The 17,650-nt window shown below is 68.7% G+C and carries 14 protein-coding genes; 10 read left to right on the forward strand and 4 right to left on the reverse strand.

Annotated elements, in window-relative coordinates:
- Position 1 precedes the first annotated feature (1 nt).
- Positions 2 to 559: a type II secretion system protein GspM gene (gene gspM / locus ACJ8AN_RS21910; protein WP_407757364.1), complete on the forward strand. Its 558-nt coding sequence runs from the start codon at positions 2 to 4 to the stop codon at positions 557 to 559.
- 2 nt (positions 560 to 561) lie between these two features.
- Positions 562 to 1,548 (forward strand): type II secretion system protein GspN, encoded by a 987-nt coding sequence (gene gspN / locus ACJ8AN_RS21915; protein ID WP_407757365.1) that lies wholly within the window; start codon positions 562 to 564, stop codon positions 1,546 to 1,548.
- On the opposite strand, the gene ACJ8AN_RS21920 is transcribed toward gspN, so the two are convergent.
- Complete coding sequence (locus ACJ8AN_RS21920; RefSeq protein ID WP_407757366.1) at positions 1,545 to 2,036, reverse strand: hypothetical protein; 492 nt, start codon at positions 2,034 to 2,036, stop codon at positions 1,545 to 1,547. The two genes, gspN and ACJ8AN_RS21920, sit on opposite strands and share 4 nt — an antisense overlap.
- 661 nt (positions 2,037 to 2,697) lie before the next feature.
- Between ACJ8AN_RS21920 and ACJ8AN_RS21925 the strand changes: the two genes are divergently transcribed.
- The 3 genes from ACJ8AN_RS21925 to ACJ8AN_RS21935 all read left to right on the forward strand — a co-directional run bounded on the left by ACJ8AN_RS21925 (position 2,698) and on the right by ACJ8AN_RS21935 (position 6,346).
- Positions 2,698 to 3,999 (forward strand): tetratricopeptide repeat protein, encoded by a 1,302-nt coding sequence (locus tag ACJ8AN_RS21925; RefSeq protein WP_407757367.1) that lies wholly within the window; start codon positions 2,698 to 2,700, stop codon positions 3,997 to 3,999.
- A gap of 73 nt (positions 4,000 to 4,072) precedes the next feature.
- Entirely contained in the window at positions 4,073 to 5,710 is a 1,638-nt protein-coding gene (locus ACJ8AN_RS21930; protein ID WP_407757368.1) for a sigma 54-interacting transcriptional regulator, read from the forward strand.
- A gap of 120 nt (positions 5,711 to 5,830) precedes the next feature.
- Positions 5,831 to 6,346 (forward strand): RNA polymerase sigma factor, encoded by a 516-nt coding sequence (locus tag ACJ8AN_RS21935; RefSeq protein ID WP_407757369.1) that lies wholly within the window; start codon positions 5,831 to 5,833, stop codon positions 6,344 to 6,346.
- Positions 6,347 to 6,400: 54 nt separating this feature from the next.
- On the opposite strand, the gene ACJ8AN_RS21940 is transcribed toward ACJ8AN_RS21935, so the two are convergent.
- Together ACJ8AN_RS21940 and ACJ8AN_RS21945 are read right to left on the reverse strand one after the other, a co-directional pair.
- The gene (locus ACJ8AN_RS21940; protein WP_407757370.1) at positions 6,401 to 7,069 is read right to left on the reverse strand and encodes a hypothetical protein; all 669 of its coding nucleotides are present in this window, start codon (positions 7,067 to 7,069) and stop codon (positions 6,401 to 6,403) included.
- Positions 7,069 to 9,237, reverse strand: a complete 2,169-nt coding sequence (locus ACJ8AN_RS21945; protein WP_407757371.1) for a S46 family peptidase — start codon at positions 9,235 to 9,237, stop codon at positions 7,069 to 7,071. Before ACJ8AN_RS21945 ends, ACJ8AN_RS21940 begins: the two co-directional genes overlap by 1 nt.
- Before the next feature lie 151 nt (positions 9,238 to 9,388).
- Here ACJ8AN_RS21945 and ACJ8AN_RS21950 point away from each other — a divergent pair, with 151 nt between their 5' ends.
- Positions 9,389 to 10,123 (forward strand): M50 family metallopeptidase, encoded by a 735-nt coding sequence (locus ACJ8AN_RS21950; protein WP_407757372.1) that lies wholly within the window; start codon positions 9,389 to 9,391, stop codon positions 10,121 to 10,123.
- 3 nt (positions 10,124 to 10,126) lie between these two features.
- Here ACJ8AN_RS21950 and ACJ8AN_RS21955 read toward each other — a convergent pair whose 3' ends face one another.
- Positions 10,127 to 10,786 carry an MBL fold metallo-hydrolase gene (locus ACJ8AN_RS21955; protein ID WP_407757373.1) on the reverse strand — a complete coding sequence of 220 codons (660 nt, stop codon included), beginning with the start codon at positions 10,784 to 10,786 and terminating at the stop codon, positions 10,127 to 10,129.
- Positions 10,787 to 10,929: 143 nt separating this feature from the next.
- On the opposite strand from ACJ8AN_RS21955, the gene ACJ8AN_RS21960 reads away from it, so the two are divergent.
- The 4 genes from ACJ8AN_RS21960 to ACJ8AN_RS21975 all read left to right on the forward strand — a co-directional run bounded on the left by ACJ8AN_RS21960 (position 10,930) and on the right by ACJ8AN_RS21975 (position 17,650).
- Positions 10,930 to 11,607, forward strand: coding sequence for a hypothetical protein (locus ACJ8AN_RS21960; protein ID WP_407757374.1), 678 nt, complete (start codon positions 10,930 to 10,932; stop codon positions 11,605 to 11,607).
- A gap of 400 nt (positions 11,608 to 12,007) precedes the next feature.
- Positions 12,008 to 14,389, forward strand: coding sequence for a DNA topoisomerase (ATP-hydrolyzing) subunit A (locus ACJ8AN_RS21965; protein ID WP_407757375.1), 2,382 nt, complete (start codon positions 12,008 to 12,010; stop codon positions 14,387 to 14,389).
- Between the two features lie 6 nt (positions 14,390 to 14,395).
- A complete protein-coding gene (locus ACJ8AN_RS21970) occupies positions 14,396 to 16,336 on the forward strand; it encodes a type IIA DNA topoisomerase subunit B (protein ID WP_407757376.1) in 1,941 nt (646 codons plus the stop codon).
- 93 nt (positions 16,337 to 16,429) lie between these two features.
- Positions 16,430 to 17,650 (forward strand): PEGA domain-containing protein, encoded by a 1,221-nt coding sequence (locus ACJ8AN_RS21975; RefSeq protein WP_407757377.1) that lies wholly within the window; start codon positions 16,430 to 16,432, stop codon positions 17,648 to 17,650.

The following is a 17,650-nucleotide window of genomic DNA, read 5'->3' on the forward strand; positions in this document are numbered from 1 at the left end:
CATGGAACAGCTTCGAGGACTCATCAACGACGCCCGCGCCTGGTTCGAGCGGCTGAGCACCCGCGAGCGGCAGATGGTGCTGGGCACCGGAGGCGCGGTGCTGGCCTTCGTGCTCTTCGTCATCCTCTACTCCTTCTCCAGCAGCGCGGACGCCTACCGCAAGCGCACGGACCAGAAGATGGCCAAGCTGCGCGAGGTGCAGACGCTGGCGGCCAGCTACCGCGAGGCCACCCAGGAGCGGCAGGCCATGGAGCAGCAGCTCACGGGCAACAACGTGCGGCTGATGAGCTACGTGGAGGAGAAGGCCACCCAGGCGGGGCTGACGGTGCCCAACATGACGCCCAAGAACGACGTGGGCCTCGGGGACGGGCAGATTGTCGAGAGCTCGGTGGAGCTGACCTTCACCGACGTGGATCTGCGCAAGCTGCACGACTTCCTGGCGTCGGTGGAGCGCGGACCGGGCGTGGTGAAGGTGAAGAGCCTGCGGCTCGAGCCGCACGCCGCCAATGAAACCCTGACGGCCTGGACGACCGTCGCCACCTACAAGATGAAGCAATGACCATGGCCGCTGAGACCAAGACCGCCCGCTGGAAGCTTGCCCTTGGCTACGGTGCGTTCTCGCTCGTGGCCTTCGTGTTGTGCCTGTGCCTCACCTTCCCGTACGACTCGCTGCGGCGGCGTGCCGTGGACGCGGCGGCGGACGCGGGGTACGCGCTGCGCATCGGCTCGCTGAGGCCGGGGCTGCGCGGGCTGACGGCCACCAACGTGCGCATCAGCAAGGTGCCCAACGGGATGACGCCCGAGCTGCAGAGCATGCTGGCCAGCAACGCGGCCATGCTGCCCGGGCCCGAGGAGCTGGGCGAGCCGCTCAACCTCGACTCGGTGGCGGTGCGCCCCGCCCTGCTGCCCCTGGGCGTGGCCTTCCACGCGAATCTGCTGGGCGGAAGCGTCAGCGGCAACGTGGGCGGGCTGAGCGACGTGCAGGTGGCGGTGACGCTGTCGAACCTGGACCCGTCGGCGGGCAACCTCAAGGCCTTCAGCGGGGTGGACCTGGCGGGCAAGCTCAATGGCACGCTCAACCTCACCCTGCCCAAGACGCGGGGACAGCCGGACCTGAGCCAGGCCAACGGCCAGCTCGCGCTGGACACGAAGGAGCTGATCATCCAGGGCGGCAACGTGATGGTGCCCATGTACGGCACCCCCACGCCCATGGACCTGCCGCGGATCGCCCTGGGCAACATCGACGCGCGCATCAAGATCGAGAAGGGCCTGGGCACCGTGGAGACGCTGCAGGCCAAGAGCGATGATTTGGAGATCCAGGGCTCGGGGACGGTGAAGCTGGGCCAGCGGCTGGACGTGAGCCAGCCGGACATGGACTTCAAGCTGCGCGCCGAGGCCGAGTTCGTGAAGCGGCTGGGATTGATCGGCGCGGGCCTGACCATCCTCCCCACGGACAAGGCGGACCCGAAGTTCCGCGTGGCGCACCTGGGCGGCTTCTTCAACCGCCCCAACTTCGGCCCGCCGCGCCAGCAGCCCAACATGCGCTAGGCCTCGGGCCCGGACGGGAAACCGCTCCGGGCCCGGAGCTCCGAGAGTTTCTTCAACAGCCCCATGCGACGCCAGTGGTCGCGAGGGAGACGGCGGATGCGCTGCTCGGCCTCGTCCAACATGCGGCGGGCCTCACGCGCATCGTGCTCCGGGTGCCTCTGGCACCATTGCGCATAGAGACACGCGACATGGTAGCGGCGCTCACTATGTGAGTAGCCCAGGCGCTGGATGCGCCGCAGGGTGCGTCCGAAGACCGGCCACGGGCAATTGCGTCCAAATGCCTCGGTGAAGAGCGTCTCGGCGATACGCCGTTTGACCTCACGCCGTTCGAATTCCGTCTTCACCACGGAACGAAGCAGGCGCCGCTCCAAGGCAGTGAACCGGGGCTCGAGCTCCTCGAACGAGTCATCGAAGGTCGTCACGAGCAATTCATCGATTGCCCGCGCCACCTCCTCGAATCGACGCTTCGAAATCTCGGACGAATTCACCGGCAGGGCCTGCCATCATCCAGGAAGTCCGGCCACTCTCCTTGATTCTGCATGCATTCGTCTCGGCAGATGTGGCACAGGCTATGGCCCATGGTCTCGCTGCGGATACTCTGAATGCGTGACCCCAGGCACTTCGTGAAGGCCTCGTTACACTGCTCTTTGATTTGCTTGTAGGAAAGCGGCGCCGGACATTGTCCAGCGACGCCACTTCCTCCACTCCCAGGAGGCTCGCCTGGTTCGGTGCAGCCAGCGGACAGCATCGTGACGGTGGTGGCCACCGCGCGTAGCCAGAAAGCACGACAGAGGCCGACGTTCCGCAGGCGCTGCATGACCGTCTCCTGGATGGCATCGCACGCGAACAACCCAGCACACCGATCGCGAGTCTTGAACGGCCCACCTGTCGCGCTCCAGAGATGCGCCCCTCCGAGTAGCCGGCCCGTGCGGTTGTCGACATCCTGACTCGTGCACTTCGGCGGAAGTGTCCACGGAAGGTACGGCGCTCTCTCCGTTGCATTGGAAGTCTCCACCGCGCGGGTTGGACTCCGTACTTCGCTGGAGGCCGAGCACGATGAAGGACGTCACGCCCCCATCGGCAGGACCCGACCCCGATACCAATGGGGAAAGAACCGTTCGCCGGAGGTTCCTCTGGACCTGTGGCCTCATGCTCCCCCTGGTGGCCCTGGTGAGCGCCTGGTTCTTCCACAACGCTCACGCGGCACGGGAGCGACAAATCCCGACACCCCATCCCTCCCGGGCAGCAACTCCCTCGCAACGCGCCGCCCAGGCCGCCGCAGCGGGAGAACTGACACGCGCCAGGCAGGAGCTCTCCGCAGCCCAGGCGGAGGCTTCCAATAACGTCCCAGCGCTCCTGGTCCTCGCGTGCCTCGAACTGGAAGAGAACCACCTCTCCGAGGCTCGAGAAGTCATCGCCCGGCTGCGAGCCGCGGCTCCGGATCGTCCAGAGCCAGAGTTCCTGGAGCGCCTGCTTGCCCATCGCCAACGTGCACCCTCGTCCCGCTGGGGGAATGCGTTCTTCGAGTCCTGGGCCGCGCTGGACCGCCCCGATTTCCGGCACAGCCCCCTGCTTCCAGACGAGGATTCACTCTCGCCCGATGACCCGGAAGCGGAAGAGGCCGTCTGGCGCCAGACCCCCTCCGCGCCCATCCGGCTCACACTCGCCCTCGCCTCGCCGGAGCTCTCCGAGGAACGGGCACGCTGGCTGCTCCAGCAGGTCCCCACCCTCGAAGACCCTGCCCTGCTCGCGGCGGCCTCCGACGTGCTGAGTCAGAGGTCGCTTCCAGCGGCGCTCCGGGACGAAGCCGTCTCCGCGTTGCGCCAGCGGCTCACCCGGCTCGTGGAAGCCTCCGCACCTTCCATGCAGCCCCGTCTGCTGCTGCTCCTGGCAGGCACCGAAGCACAGGCTCCGCTCGATGCACGAGAGCTCTCCGTGCTCGACGAACTCTCGGGCCTCACGCCCTGGAAGGATACCTCCTACACGCGAACCTTTCAGACAGCGCGAGAGCACCTGCGAGAGGCAGGGGTGCCACACCCGGGAGCACGAGCCTTCCTGGTCGCGGAGCGAGCCACCGGCGCACACAGTGCGCTCCTGCTCCTCCGGCGCGCCAACGCGACCCGCGAGAAGCTCTCCGAGGATGAGCGCCGCTGGATGGGACGCATGCTCTGGCGCATCGGCAGCCGCCTCACAGAGACCTCCAGTTATCTGGAACACTCGGTGGGCCTGCTGCTGATGGACTTCGGCGCCGATGACCTGAGGGACTCCTGCGGTCAAGCGGAGGCCTCGATACGGCAGGACGAGCTGAGCGCCTCGGCCATCGCCCTCGATAAGGCAGCGCCCGGCCGGTGGCCCCTCCCCTCGCTCCAGGAAGAGCTCGAGGAGGCACGTGCACGCGACGAGAGGGCTTGGTTACTTTTTTGGTTGGGGAAGCCCACACTACTCCGGTAATCACGTTTGGGAGTTGCGTGCCGGACTCGCCGCGAGTTAGGAGTTCCCCGCGACTTCACAGCGGGAGAGTTCGATGCCGGAGCTGGTTTTCTTTCGTCGGGGCGAGGAGGTGCTGAGGGTGGGTCTGGGGCGCGAGCGCATGGTGCTCGGCCGCGGCGAGAAGAGCGACGTCGTCATCCCCGACCCCGAGGTGAGCCGCCAGCAGGTGGCCCTCGTCTTCGACGGCGAGCAGTGCACCCTGGAGGATCTGTCGGGCAAGGGCACCCTGGTGGCCGGTGCCACCATGACCAAGGGCGTGCTCGCCGACGGCGCGGACCTCGCGCTCGGCCAGTGGCGCGCCATCTTCCGCCTCCACGGCAGCGGCCAGTCCGAGGGCCCCACCGAGGTCGGCGCCCACACCGAGCTCCAGCCCCGGGAGTCCACCTCTCGCTGGCAGCCCGCCCAGGTGCGCATCAAGCACGGCGCCAATGAGACCGTCCAGAAGCTCGGCGGCGACAAGGACAGCTTCACCGTGGGCAAGGACCCGTCCTGCGATCTGGTCATCCAGGATCCCTTCATGTCCGGCCGCCACCTCAAGGTGACCCGCCGCGAGGGCCACTTCCACGTGGTGGATACCAACTCCACCAATGGCACGTGGATGGGCTCCGTGCGCGTCTACGAGGTGCTGGTGGGCCTGCCCACCACGCTGCGCCTGGGCGAGACGGAGCTCATCCTCGAGCCCGTCAGCGCGGCCCGCAAGGAGCTGTCCTTCCACGGCATCATCGGCAACGACTCGTCCGTGCGGCAGCTCACCGAGCTCATCGAGCGCGTGGCCCCCTCCTCCGCCACGGTGGCCATCCTGGGCGAGTCCGGCACCGGCAAGGAGCTGGTCGCCCGCGCCCTCCACGAGTGCTCCCAGCGCGCCGAGAAGCCCTTCATCCCCGTCAACTGCGCCGCCATCTCCAAGGAGCTCATCGAGAGCGAGCTCTTCGGCCACGAGAAGGGCTCGTTCACCGGCGCCACCAACGCGCGCAAGGGCGCCTTCGAGGAGGCCGACGGCGGCACCCTCTTCCTCGATGAGATCGGCGAGCTGCCCCTGGACCTCCAGGCCAAGTTGCTGCGCGCGCTGGAGAACGGAGAAATCAAGCGTGTGGGCGCCAGCCGTCCCGCCCACGTGGACGTGCGCGTGGTGGCCGCCACCAACCGCGACCTGCTGAGCACCGTGCGCGACGGCCGCTTCCGCGAGGACCTGTACTACCGCCTCAGCGTGGTGCCCCTGCACCTGCCCCCCCTGCGCAGCCGCAAGGGCGACATCCTCGGCCTCGCCGAGCACTTCCTGCGCATGTACTCGCCCCGCGGCCAGACGGTGCGGCTCAGCCCCGCCGCCGTGGAGCGGCTCCAGCAGCACTCGTGGCCGGGCAACATCCGCGAGCTGCGCAACGTGGTGCACCGCGCCCTGCTGCTGCGCAAGGGCGCCAACATCGAGCCCACCGACCTCACCTTCGACCAGGAGGTGAACCGGGACACGGGGGTGAGCGTGCCCGATCTGCCTCCGGGCATGACGCTCGAGCAGATGCTCCTCAAGCTGGAGCGGCAGATCGTCGAGGCCGCCCTGCGCCGCTACAACAACAACCGCGAGCGCGTGGCCCGCGAGCTGGGCGTGGCCCGCTCCACCCTTTTCAAGCGCCTCAAGGAGTGGGGCCTCACGCGCCAGGAGGAGGAGTCGGAGTAGGCGCGCGCGCGTATCCGCCGGGCTTCACGGGAAGTGAACCCCGCCCCGGTTAGATCCTTTGCGCGGTCCATTCGTTCCAGCTTCCAGACACCCGATGAGGGTGTTGAGGAGGCAGACATCATGGATGTCGCTGTCATCGCCTTACCCCCATTCGCCGAGCTGTACCGCCAGTACCGCACACGGGCACTGGCCATCGCACGCCGCATCGTGGGCGACGCGGACGAGGCGGAGGATGTGGTGCAGGACGTCTTCACCCGACTGGCCCAACGCCCCACGGGCTTCGACGGCCGCTCGTCGTGTTCCACGTGGTTGCATCGTGTGATGGTGAACAGCAGCATCAACTGGCTGCGCGCCCGCAAGCGCCGCGAGCGGTTGCAGCACGAGCACGAGCCCGAGGCTCCGGCTTCTCCCGAAGCCCAGGCCGTGGGCACCGAGATGCAGCGTCACTTCGAGGAGGCCCTGGAGAAGGTCAATGAGCAGCAGCGCCAGGTGCTCTGGCTGCGCGAGATGCGCGGCTACAGCTACCCGGAAATCGCCGCCATGCTGCGCATCCCCGAGGGCACCGTGAAGAGCGCCCTGCACCGGGGCCGGCAGCGCGCCCTCGCCGAGCTGGAGGAGCGCGGTCAACAGCCGTGAGTTTCACCCAGGGGTGCCGCGGGGTCCTGAATCCGGGCCCGCGGCACCCTCGGCTCAGTCTTCCGACTTGGAGCCGGCGAAGTGGTCTTCCTTGTCCCGGAAGAGCAGGTTGAAGCTCGTCAGCGAGCCGTAGATGCGCGTGATGTAGCTCTGCATCTCCACCTTCTCGGCGTCCGTCAGCTTCGGGTGCGCGTTGAGCTTCTGCTCCATCACCCGCAGCTTGTCGCGCACCATGACGATCTTGTGGAAGAAGGTGTCGATGGGGAGGTCCTTGCCCTGCACGTCCGCCTTGCCGGGCACCAGCTTGATCGTGCCCCCTTCCCACTTGTTGGCCAGCGGCGCCGCCCCGCCCTCGCCCACCGCCTCCCGGATCAGCTCCATCAACTCCGCGCGCGTCATGTTCAGCTCCAGCCCTTCCAGGTCCACCACTTCGTTCGGATCCCGCTCGCGCCGCCGCACCACCACCGGCCCCACGCCGCGCACCGAGCGCTCGCGCCGGGCCGTCTCCTCCGGCACGCTCGTGGCCACGCCGCGCCGCAGGAACTTGTTGCACAGCGGCGCCGAGGGCGGGAACAGCCCCCGCTCCGGCTGCAGGCGGCAGAGGCCCACCCAGCCCCGGTGATCCACCGAGTGGGCCGCCCACAGCTTGCAGTTGCCGCACACCTTCTCGTCCGGTCCGAAGACCGGCAGGGCCGGCGGCCCGCTCCCGGTCTCGTCGGCCATCAGCGGCGCTCCCCGGCCTTGGGCCCCTTGCGCACGCCCAGCTCGCGCAGCAGCCCGTCCGCGTCCTCGACCTGATCCAACAGCCACAGCACGTAGCGCACGTCCACGCTCACGTTGCGCGCCACCTCCGGGTTGTAGCCGAAGTCGTTCGCCACGTTCTCCCACACGCGGTCGAAGTTGACGCCCACGAGCTGGCCCTTGCCGTTCACCGTGGGGCTGCCCGAGTTGCCACCCGTCGTGTCCGCGTCCGCCAGGAAGTTCACCGGCACGTCCTTGAGCCGCTTGTCCATCCACGGCCCGTAACGCTTCGCCTCGGCCGCCGCGGCCACCTTCGCCGGGACGTCGAAGGGCTCCTGGCCCGTGTGCTTCTCCATCACGCCCGCCAGCGTCGTCTGCGGCGTGTAGAAGGCCCCGTCCCGAGGCGTGTAGCCCTTCACCTTCGCGAACGTCACCCGCAGCGTGCTGTTGGCGTCCGGCGCCACCGGCTTGCCCGCGTGCGCCAGCACCGCCCGACGCCACTCCGGCATCAGCCGCACGGTCGCGCCCAAGCGACGGTCACGCAGCTCGTCCAGCGCCGCCTGCTCGACCGCCAGCTCGAAGCCGAGGTCCAGCAGGGCGTCCTTGCGCGCCCGCAGCTGCGCCTCCGTCTCACCGGCCATCTTCTGCCGCTCGGCCAGGTCCAGCACCTTCGAGCCCGCGTACAGGGCGTCGATCTTCGCGGACACCTCCTTCTCCGAGTACGTACGGCCGAAGGACTTGTCGATCGCCGCGATGCGCTCGCCCTCGCCCAGGCCCTGCGCCCGACGCACCAGCGCGAGCAGCGACCGCTTGTCCGCCGGCGCGAAGAAGTTCTTCTGCTCGCGCTCCAGCCGGTCCTTCAGCCGCGGCAGCTCGCGCTCCATGAACTCGGGCTGGCGCTCGAGGTCCGGCTTCGTCCGCTCCTGAGCCAGCCGCGCCAGCGTCACCGCCAGCGAGGGGCCCTTCACCGCGCGCAGCGTGTCGAGCAGGAACTCGCGCTCGAAGGTCTTCGCCTGCTCCGAGTGCAGCGCCAGCAGCTCCGCACGGGCCTTCAGCGCCCCCGCGTACTCCGGACGCTTCTCCGCCCAGACCACCACCGCCGCCTCGGCCTCGCGCTGCTTCTCCACGATGTGCCCGCGCTTGAGCCCCGCGAGCTGCCCGCCCGCGTTCTTGTGGCGGTTGTGCATGGCCTTCAGGTTCGAGGCCACGAGAATCTTGCCCGCCGGATCCTTCTCGCCCTCCTCGTCGAGGATGCGGATGAGCTCGCCGTACACGTCGACGACGCGCGGGTAGTAGCGCGCCTGGCGCTCGGCCATGTCGTCGGCCAGCAGCGCGCGGAAGGTGGTGCCCGGGTAGCCGAGCACCATCACGAAGTCGTCCGGCTTCACGCCCTCGGTGGCCAGGGGGAAGAAGAACTCGGCCTTGTAGGGCACGTTCTGCGCGCTGTACTGCGCCGCCGTGCCGTCCGGGGCCGTATAGGCGCGGATGATGGAGAAGTCACCGGTGTGGCGCGGCCACATCCAGTTGTCCTCCTCGCCGCCGTACTCGCCCACCGCGCGCGGCGGCGCGTACACCAGCCGCACGTCCGCCAGCTCCACCGAGTCGATCAGCACGAACTGCAGCCCGTCGTCGAAGCCCGCCACCCGGCAGCGCGTGGCCGGGCGCTTCTCGCACTCGGCGACCAGCTCCTTGCTCTTGCGCTCCAGCGCCTTCTGCCGCGCGAGGTCGTCCGCCCCCGCCGGCACCGCCGCCATCATCTCCTTCGTCACGTCCGTGAAGCGGCGCGGCACCTGCACGCGCGCGCCCTTGCCCGGCAGCTCCTCCTCGCGGCCCTTCGCCAGGTAGCCCTGGGTGATGAGGTCGCGCGCGGGCGAGCTGTGCTCCTGGATGATGGGGAAGGCACAGTGGTGGTTGGTGATGATCAGGCCCGACTCGGAGATGAAGGCGCCCGTGCAGCCGCCCACGTTCACCGCGCCCGCCAGCAGGCCCGTGCCCCGCTTCGGATCCCAGAGCCGCGTCGGCGGCACCTGTAGACCCTGGGCCTTGAGCCACGCCGGATCGAGTTCGAGGACCTGCTGGGGGGTCCACTTCCCCTCCCCGGCCAGCGCCGGGGCGGCCAGGAGCGACAGGAACAGGAGCGTCTTCTTCATGTTGCTCCCCTCCCTATCTCGTCTCGGCTCCGCTGGCGATGGTCTCGGACGGGGCGAGGGGGCGTGACGCGGTTGCTCGCTGTCCGGACGGGCTGGAGGGCCCGGGAAGGCTCGCGGAAGAAGCCACCTCCAGGCGTGTTGTGGGCCCCGCATGCAGACCTCGAGCGGCGCAAAGCTGGACTTCGGCCGGGTGGCCCTTCTCCTCGTGTTCCTGGGCGTGGGTGGGTTCTTCTGGGACTCGCCCGCCCTCTGGCCCCTGAAGGTGCTGGTGGTGATGATCCACGAGAGTGGACACGCCCTCGCCACCCTGCTCGCCGGTGGCGCGGTGGACCGCATCACCCTCGCCGCCCATGAGTCCGGGGCCTGTCTCTCCCGCCTGCCCGCCACGCACTTCGCCCAGGTGGCCGTCTACTCCGCCGGCTACGTGGGCAGCGCGCTCGCCGGGGCCTTCCTGTTGCTCGCCACCTTCCGCTTCCGGCTGCGCCGCCTCGTGCTCGTCGCCGCGTCCGTGGGCCTCGCCGTCATGGGCGTGCTCTACGCGGGCGACGGCTTCACCCTCGCCTTCTGCCTGGGCACCGCGCTCGCGCTGGGGCTCGCGGCGAAGTACCTCCCGGATGGCGGCGTGGACATGGTCAACCTCTTCCTGTCCGCCTTCACCGCCCTCTACGTGGCGTTCGATCTGCGCTCGGCCCTGGGGCACGGCGCCGCCGCCCACTCCGTCAGCGACGCTTCCCTGCTCGCCAACCTCACCCCCGTGCCCTCCTGGGCCTGGGCCGCGATCTGGTCGTTCGTCTCGCTCGCGCTGCTCGGCCTCTTCGCCCGCTGGTCCCTGCGCGCCGCGCGTCCCGAGGGCCTCGGCTCCTCGCTGCTCTCCGGCCGCCGTTAGGCCTCAACGCCGCGGGCGCATCCGGTAGGCCACGAACGAGGCCACGTCCGGGAAGGCGAAGTACGGGTTGTCGTGGCGCACGTCCGCCATGGGCGCCACCGGCACGTTCGCGTAGTCGTGCCCCGGGAAGAGCCGCGTGCTGTCCGGCACCTTCAGCAGCACCTGGGACAGCGAGCGGTACATGGCCTCCGGGTCTCCCCCCGGCATGTCGCACCGGCCGCAGCCATTGATGAACACGGTATCGCCCGACACCAGCGCGTCCTGCGCCAGCAGGCAGTGCGAGCCCGGCGTGTGCCCCGGGGTGTGCAGCGCCTGGAAGCTCCGCCCGCCCACCGTGAGCACGTCGCCCGGCCCCATTGGACGCAGTGCGCCAGAGGCCAGCTCGCGCAGGTTGGAGGAGAAGTCCACCTCGGCGCGCTGGGCGTACACCGGCACGTCATGCGCCTTCAGCAGCTCCGGCAGGCCGTTGATGTGGTCCCCGTGGCAGTGCGAGACGAAGGCGCCCACCAGGCGCTTGCCATCCTGGACGAGGGCCGCCTCGATGGCGGGCACGTCCCACGCCGGGTCCACCACCAGCACCTCGTCCGAGTCCTTCGGGCCCACCAGGTACACGAAGTTGTCCATCGACCCGAGCTTCAACTGGCGCACGTACAGCGCTTCCATTGGCATCCTCCGGGGCGGGCTCGAGCCCCATGGTGTCCGGGCCCACTCTACGTGCCACACTCGGATGAGGGGGCACGCTCTTGAGATGGAACACCGCTTCGCATTTGAATGTGGATCCTTCCCCCGCCCGAGGAGCCCCCCGCTTGAGGACACCGCTGCTCTCCCTGGCCCTCTCCCTGCTCGCCACGAGTGCCCTGGCCAAGGACCGGCCCACCCTCCACTACAAGCCCGGCATGGACGAGGAGCGCCCCGTGGTGGTCGAGGCGGTGGTGGGCCCCCAGGGCAGCGACTACGCCCTGCGGCTGCGCTTCCAGAAACCCCCCTTCGGTCAGGAGTGCGGCAACCGCTGTGCGAACGCCACCGTGCTGCTCGACACGGACGCCAGCGCCCTGTCGGGCCTCAAGCTCCCCGGCAAGGCCGCCGAGAACGGCGCGGACCTGGTCCTCATCATCCAGGGCGCCCGGGACATCAATGACTCGAGCGCGGACCACTACCTGCGCGTGAAGGTGCGGCGGCTGACGGACTCGACGCGCACCGTGGACGAGGGCGAGCTCGTCACCGACCTGGACCACCGGCGCGACTCCGACCGCATCCACATCGAGGGCAACACCGTCTACCTGCTCATCGACGCGGGCAACGACCTGCCCTCGGGCCGCAAGGTGCGCGTCATCTACCACCCGCCCGGCGCCAAGGCGCTCCAGGGCACCGTCCCCGGCCTGCTCAGCGGGAGTGCGAGCAACAGCAAGGTGATGCTCTTCCGCCGGGGCACGTGGGGGAAGGCGCGCGAGGGCGGCCAGCGCGTCGGCTCGGAGAGCAAGTAGACACACGCTCCCCTGGTTGCCCCAGGTCCTGGCAGCTCAATGGACTCCACAGGTCGTGTCAGACCCCTGAGGCAGGATGCGTTCATGGCCCTCCCCCCGGGCCCATGACCCACCCCCCGTGCGCCCCTGCTCCCACCGGCCGTCCCGGTCCCAACCCAGGCAGGCAAGCGCGCAGCCCCCACTTCCGAGGCCTCGTTTCATGGCTTTTCGTGGCCCCAATCACTGAACATGTGTATAGCTACCCCACCCCCGAGGCGTTGCAACCCCTCGAATTTGTTCCCTTTGACGGATGGCCGTGGTAGTCCCGCCGGTTCATCACTTGCTGGCCCGGGCACGGAGTGCGCGAGCCGCGCCCCGCGTTCCATTGGGATACGGAACCTCCTGACCTGAACACATGAGCATGCTCGCACAAGCGGAAAACAAGTCGCGGAAGAAGCAGGGGCCCCCGGGTGGCGGCGGTGATGGTGCCGCGGCCGCGGGTGGTGGCGGCGGGGGTTCCACGCCCGCCCCTCTCGCCGACGAGGCCCGCCGGCGCTACCTCAACTACGCCCTGTCCGTCATCACCGCGCGCGCCCTGCCGGACGTGCGCGACGGCCTCAAGCCCGTTCAGCGCCGCATCCTCTACGGCATGTGGAACGACCTGAACCTCACGCACGACGCCAAGTACAAGAAGTGCGCCCAGGTCGTCGGCGCCATCATGGGCCCCTACCACCCGCACGGCGACACCGCCATCTACGACGCCCTGGTGCGCATGGCGCAGGACTTCTCCCTGCGCTACCCGCTCGTGGACGGCCACGGCAACTTCGGCTCGCTCGATGGCGACGCCGCCGCCGCCTACCGTTACACCGAGTGCCGCCTGGAGAAGCTCTCCGACGAGCTGCTCAACGAGCTGAGCCAGAAGACGGTCGACTACCGGCCCAACTACGACGGCACGCGCACCGAGCCCATCGTCCTGCCCGCCCGCGTCCCGCACCTGCTGATGAACGGCACCACGGGCATCGCCGTGGGCATGGCCACCAACATCCCGCCCCACCACCTGGGCGAGCTGTGCGACGCCCTCTCCGCCCTCATCGAGGACTCCAACCTCACCGTCAAGCAGCTGCTCAAGTGGGTCAAGGGCCCGGACTTCCCCACCGGCGGAGAGATCCTCAACTCCCAGAAGGAGCTGCAGGACATCTACGAGTCCGGCCAGGGCAGCGTGCGCCTGCGCGGCGAGTACGAGCTCGAGGAGCTCAAGCGCGGCGGCCAGCAGATCGTCATCACCTCCATCCCCTACACGGTCAACAAGTCCACGCTGGTGGCCAAGTTCGGGGAGATCGTCCGCGAGCGCAAGCTGCCGCTCATCGTGGACGTGCGCGATGAGTCCACCAAGGACGTGCGCATCGTGCTGGAGCTCAAGAAGGACGCCAGCCACGAGCTGGCCATGGCGTACCTCTACAAGAACACGCCCCTCCAGACGAACTTCAACGTCAACCTCACCTGCCTCGTGCCCAACCCGGAGAATCCCGAGGTCGGCACCCCCAAGCGCCTGGGGCTCAAGGAGATCCTCCAGTACTTCCTGGACTTCCGCCTGGAGGTCATCAAGCGGCGCATCCAGTACCAGCTCGACGAGCTGAAGAAGCGCGTCCACATCCTCGAGGGCTTCGAGAAGGTCTACGACGCCCTGGACGAGATGATCCGCATCATCCGCGCCTCCGAGGGCAAGGCGGACGCCGCCAAGAAGCTGATCGCCCGCTTCAAGCTGGATGAGATCCAGGTCGACGCCATCCTGGAGATGAAGCTCTACAAGCTGGCCCGCCTGGAGATCCTGGTGGTCCAGGAGGAGCTCAAGGAGAAGCGCAAGAAGATCAAGGAGCTGGAGACGCTGCTCAAGAGCAACACGCGCCTGTGGGGCACGGTGAAGGACGAGCTGGCCGAGGTGAAGGCCGCCTACGGCCTGGGCAAGCGCCGCAGCAAGGTGAGCCGCGGCGGCGCCGAGGAGATGACGTTCGACGCCGAGGCCCTCATCGCCGACGAGGACGCCCACGTCGTCATCACCCGCGACGGGTGGGTCAAGCGCGTGCGCGAGGTGAAGGACCCCTCCTCCACCCGCCTGCGCGAGGGCGACGCGGTGATGACGGTGCTCGCCGGCAGCCTCAAGGCGAACCTGGTGCTCTTCAGCAACTTCGGCACCGCCTACGTCACGCGCTTCAACGACGTACCCGCCTCCACGGGCTACGGCGATCCGGTGCAGAAGCTCTTCAAGTTCGACGACGGCGAGCGGATTGTCGGCGCCATGTCGCTCGACGGCCGCCTGCTGCGCCCCGAGAAGCTGCTGGGCATCACCAAACAGGGCCACGGCATGCGCTTCCCGCTCGCCCCGCACCTGGAGATCTCCACCCGCGCCGGCCGCCGCTACGCGAAGACGGGCGAGGGCGATGAGATCGTCGGCGTGCAGCCGGTGGAGGACAAGGACCTGGTGGCCGTGCTCACCGAGCGCACCGCGGCCCTGGTGTGCAAGGTGGCGGAGATCAACGAGCTGGCCGGCCCGGGCAAGGGCGTGAGCGTCATGAAGGTGGAGGACGGGGACCGGGTGGTGGACTTCCTCGTCACCTACCCGAGCAACAAGGAGGCGGGCATCACCTTCGAGACGCAGAAGGGCCGCAAGCTCACCCTGCACCCGGCGCGTTACGGGGTGACGGGCCGCGGCGGCAAGGGCCACGAGATGTCGCGCAAGGACGTGGTGAAGGAGGTGCAGCGCGCGCCTCTGTACATCCCGCTGCCGGAGCAGAAGAAGGAGTAGCCTGTCATGGCGACGACGACCAAGAAGACGACCTATACCGGCGCGGACATCCAGGTCCTCGAGGGCCTGGAGCCCGTCCGCAAGCGCCCGGCGATGTACATCGGCGGCACCGACGGCACGGGCTATCACCACCTGCTGTGGGAGATCCTCGACAACTCGGTGGACGAGGTCATCAACGGCTACGCCTCCACCGTGGAAGTCGTTCTCCACAAGGACGGCCGCACCGTGACGGTGGTGGACGATGGGCGAGGCATCCCCATCGACATCATGCCCAAGTTCAAGAAGCCGGCGGTGGAGATCATCCTCACCACGCTGCACGCGGGCGGTAAGTTCGAGCAGGGCAACTACGTCCACTCGGGCGGTCTGCACGGCGTGGGCAGCTCCGTGGTGAACGCGCTCACGCGCAAGCTCGTCGTGGAGATCAAGCGCGACGGCAAGCGCCACGTGCAGACGTACAGCAAGGGCAAGCCCACCAGCACACTCAAGGTGGAAGGGCCCGCGCGCGGCACCGGCACGTCCACGACGTTCGAGCCGGATCCGGAGATCTTCGGCGAGAAGCTGAAGTTCGACGCGAAGCTCATCCGCGAGCGGCTCGAGGCGAAGAGCTACCTCCACAAGGGCATGACCGTCATCTGGAAGGACGAGACGGCCCACCCGCACGTGAAGGAGGAGTTCAAGCACGACGGCGGCATCGCCGAGTACCTCACCAGGGTGGTGGGCGAGCGCGGCAAGCCGGTGGTGCCCTCGGGCAGCACGGCCGTCTTCTACCACGCGCGTGACAACGGGGTGCGCCTGGAGGCCGCGCTGGTGTGGACGGAGGCCACGGACGAGCACATCCGCTCGTACGTCAACGGCATCCCCACGCCCCTGGGCGGCACGCACGAGGCCGGCCTGCGCAGCGCGGTGGTGAAGGCGGTGCGCAACTACATCGAGACGCACGACCTCACCTTCAAGGGCGTCACGCTCACCGCGGAGGACATCCGCGAGGGCATGACGGCCATCCTCTCCACGTACGTGGTGGAGCCGCAGTTCCAGGGCCAGACGAAGGGGCGCCTCAACAACCCGGAGACGAGTGCCCAGGTGGACGGCGTCATCCGGCCCGCGCTGGAGAAGTGGCTCAACGACAACAAGTCCATCGCCGAGTCGGTGGTGGCCCGCATCGTCCTGGCCGCCCGCGCCCGCGAGGCCAGCCGCGCCGCCTCCCAGGCCATCAGCCGCAAGACGGCCGTCAGCCACCGGCTCAACCTGCCGGGCAAGCTGGCGGACTGCTCCTCCACGGACCCCCTCACGAGCGAGCTCTTCCTCGTCGAGGGTGACTCGGCAGGTGGTTCCGCCAAGCAGGGCCGGGACCGGCGCACCCAGGCGGTGTTGCCGCTGCGCGGCAAGGTGCTCAACGCCGAGCAGGCCTCCACCGACAAGGTGGTGGGCAACAAGGAGCTCACGGACATCGTCAGCGCCCTGGGCTGCGGCATCGGCACCGACTTCGACATCACCAAGCTGCGCTACGGCCGCGTCTTCCTGATGATGGACGCCGACAGCGACGGCAACCACATCGCCACGCTGCTGCTCACCTTCTTCTACCGGCACCTGCGCCCGCTCATCGAGCAGGGCCACATCTACCTCGCCCAGCCGCCCCTCTTCCGGGTGGACATCGGCAAGGAGACGTACTGGGCGCTCGACGAGGTCCACCGCGACCGCATCATCCGCGAGAAGGTCAAGGGCAACGCCAAGCCCAGCGTCATGCGCTTCAAGGGTCTGGGCGAGATGACGCCGGACGAGCTGAAGGAAACCACGCTCGACCCCAAGCTGCGCCAGAGCCTGCAGGTCACCATCGACAACCCGCTGCTGACGGATCAGGTCATCAATGACCTGATGGGCCGGGACGTGAGCGCGCGCTTCAAGTTCATCATGGAGAGCGCCAACGAGGTGGACGAGCTGGACGTGTAGCACCCGGCCAGGGGGCGAGGCTCCGGGCGCTCCCGGAACCGCCCCCTGGCGCCTCTGGCGGGAGATGGGGCGCGATTGGTAGCCTGTCGGGCCATGAAAGCCCTCGCGCTCCTCCTGCTCCCCGCCCTCGCGCTGGCGGCCCCGCCCTCCGGGCCCCGGCGGATCGGCGCACTCCTCGTGCCCATGGATCCCACGGCCGAGGCCAGCGGTCCCAAGATGGAGAGCTACATGAACGAGACCCTGGTCCAGTACCAGGGCTACACGCTGCGCAAGGCCGAGGACATCTTCGGCCTGCCAGCGGATGACGAGGCCCTCGTCGCGCTCAAGCGCGGCAAGCAGGGCTTCGAGGAGAGCCTCTCCTCCTTCGAGAAGAAGAACTACGAGGACGCCGAGCTCAAGATTCGCGCCACGCTCAAGGAGCTGGCGAAGGCCCCCGCCGCGATGACGGCCTCGTGCAACCCGCTGTGCGACGCCACCGCCCTCTACGCCGCGCTGATGCTCCAGCGCGGAGACACGGAGGAGGCGAAGCTGGCGCTGCTCGACTTGCTGGCGCTCAACCCCACCTTCGAGCTGGACACCAAGCGCTACAGCCGCGACTTCATCGCGCTGAAGCTGCAGGTGGCCACGGGCGTCAACGCGGCGCTGCGCGGCGGGGCCACGGTGAAGAGCCGCCCGGCCGGCGCGCGCGTCTACATCGACAACGAGTTCAAGGGCTATACCCCGGTGACGGTGCCGACGCTGCCCGTGGGCAAGCACCTGCTGCGCCTGGAGCGCCCCGGCTTCCGCGTCTACGGACAGGTGCTCGAGGTGAGCCCCGAGGACGCGGAGGCGAGCACCGCGCTGCAGCCCACCGACGACTACAAGGCCTTCGACGCCCGGCTGGACACCGTGGCCTCCGAGGTGATGCGCGCCAACCTCGCCAGCAGCCCCGCGGTGGCCAGCCTGGGCAAGGCGCTCGGACTGGAGCGCGGCCTGGTGGGCACGGTGCGCGACCTGCCGGACAGCAACACCACCGAGCTGGTGCTCGGCTTCTACGACATGGGCAGCGGCAAGCGGCTGGGCGTCAAGCGCGTGGTGCTCCAGGGCGACGAGTTCGGCCAGCTCAAGTCGGAGATGGGCCGCCTGGTCAATCACCTGCTGAACAATGCCGATGGTGGCGCGGAGAAGAAGGTGAAGTCGTCGGATCCGCTGGAGAACTCCCACGGCATGGACGAGTGGAACGGCGAGGATCAGGGCGGCAAGCGGCGCACCCAGGAGAAGAAGTCCAAAAAGGGAGATCCGCTGGACGGAGTGAACGGTACCGAAGATTGGTGA

It is taken from the genome of Archangium sp., assembly GCF_045802675.1.
Classification (GTDB): Bacteria; Myxococcota; Myxococcia; order Myxococcales; family Myxococcaceae; genus Archangium.